The sequence below is a fragment of the Microcoleus sp. F10-B2 genome (assembly GCF_036704965.1).
Classification (GTDB): domain Bacteria; phylum Cyanobacteriota; class Cyanobacteriia; order Cyanobacteriales; family Microcoleaceae; genus Microcoleus.
Genome location: NZ_JAUBTB010000214.1, coordinates 1 through 1,942 on the forward strand (window position 1 = coordinate 1; position 1,942 = coordinate 1,942).

The 1,942-nt window shown below is 50.2% G+C and carries 1 protein-coding gene and 1 pseudogene; both read left to right on the forward strand.

What is annotated here, in order from left to right; genetic code table 11:
* A pseudogene (locus QUA99_RS32685) lies at positions 1-141 on the forward strand (photosystem II D2 protein (photosystem q(a) protein)); the annotation flags it as partial.
* 157 nt (positions 142-298) lie between these two features.
* Entirely contained in the window at positions 299-1,678 is a 1,380-nt protein-coding gene (gene psbC / locus QUA99_RS32690; protein ID WP_333245366.1) for a photosystem II reaction center protein CP43, read from the forward strand.
* Positions 1,679-1,942: the final 264 nt, after the last annotated feature.

The window sequence follows — 1,942 nt, forward strand, 5'->3', positions numbered from 1 at the left end:
GAAGATCCTGAGTTTGAAACGTTCTACACTAAGAACATTCTGCTTAACGAAGGCATTCGTGCTTGGATGGCTCCTACGGATCAACCCCACGAAAACTTTATCTTCCCTGAAGAAGTTCTGCCTCGCGGTAACGCACTTTAAAAAAATCTGGATTTGGATTTCAGATTAATTTAATATTTTTAAATTGAAATTGAAATCCAAATCCCTATTCCCCGGCGCAGGCGCGGTACTCTCGTGCCCTACTAGGGAACAAAAAAACCCAAAATCCAAAATCTAAAATCGTTGGAGGTTCTACCGCGTGGTAACGCTCTCTAATTCTTACGTAAGCGGTCGCGACCAAGAATCCTCCGGGTTCGCTTGGTGGTCTGGCAACGCTCGTTTGATCAATCTCTCCGGCAAACTGCTGGGCGCTCACGTCGCTCACGCTGGCTTGATCGTTTTCTGGGCTGGGGCAATGACTTTGTTTGAAGTCGCTCACTTTATCCCAGAAAAGCCCATGTACGAACAGGGCTTAATCTTGATGCCCCACATCGCTACTTTGGGTTGGGGCGTCGGCCCCGGCGGTGAAGTCACGGATATCTTCCCCTTCTTCGTAGTCGGTGTTCTTCACTTGATTTCATCTGCTGTTCTCGGTTTGGGCGGCATTTATCACGCCGTTCGCGGCCCGGAAGTTCTCGAAGAATACTCTTCTTTCTTCGGCTACGACTGGAAAGACAAGAACCAGATGACCAACATCATCGGCTATCACCTAATTTTGTTGGGTGGCGGTTGCTTGCTGCTGGTGGCTAAGGCGATGTTCTTCGGCGGTGTATACGACACTTGGGCTCCAGGCGGCGGCGACGTGCGTATTATCACGAACCCCACCCTCAACCCGGCTGTGATTTTTGGCTACTTGGTTCGCTCTCCTTTTGGTGGCGAAGGCTGGATAGTCAGCGTCAACAACATGGAAGACATCATCGGCGGTCACATCTGGCTCGGCCTGATTTGTATCGCTGGCGGTGTTTGGCACATTTTGACCAAGCCTTTCGGCTGGGCTCGCCGCGCCTTAATCTGGTCTGGCGAAGCTTACCTGTCTTACAGCTTGGGCGCTTTGTCCCTGATGGGCTTCATCGCTTGCTGCTTTGTCTGGTTCAACAACACTGCTTACCCCAGCGAATTCTACGGCCCGACGGGCCCGGAAGCTTCTCAAGCGCAAGCTTTGACCTTCCTGATCCGCGACCAACGCTTGGGTGCTAACGTCGGTTCTGCACAAGGCCCCACCGGTCTGGGTAAATACCTGATGCGCTCTCCTACTGGCGAAATCATTTTCGGCGGTGAAACGATGCGTTTTTGGGATTTCCAAGGCCCTTGGTTGGAACCCTTGCGCGGTACTAACGGTTTGGACTTGAACAAAATCAAGAATGACATTCAGCCTTGGCAAGCTCGCCGCGCGGCTGAATACATGACTCACGCTCCTTTGGGTTCTTTGAACTCTGTGGGCGGCGTGGCGACTGAAGTTAACTCGTTTAACTTTACGTCTCCGCGTTCTTGGTTGTCTTGTTTCCACTTTGTGATGGGTTTCTTCTTCTTGGTCGGCCACTTGTGGCACGCTGGTCGCGCTCGCGCGGCTGTCGCTGGCTTTGAGAAGGGTATCGATCGCGAAAATGAAGCGGTACTTTCTATGCCAAACTTAGACTAATCGATCGAATTTATTTCTGATTTGATTGTCTAGTTGAAAAAGGCTCCTGCTTAACGGCAGGAGCTTTTTTTCGATCCAATATCTGGAAAATCTGGAAAAAGCTGCGGATTTTCGATTCATCGACCGTTCTGGCTAGTCGGTTAACCGCAGATCCAATCCTAGACGATTGGTAACAAGTTAAGCTAAGAAAGCATTTGTCAATCAGCAATTATGCTCGAGATTTACTCGGATTTTGGGCTCAAAACTGAGATTTGGGCGATCGTG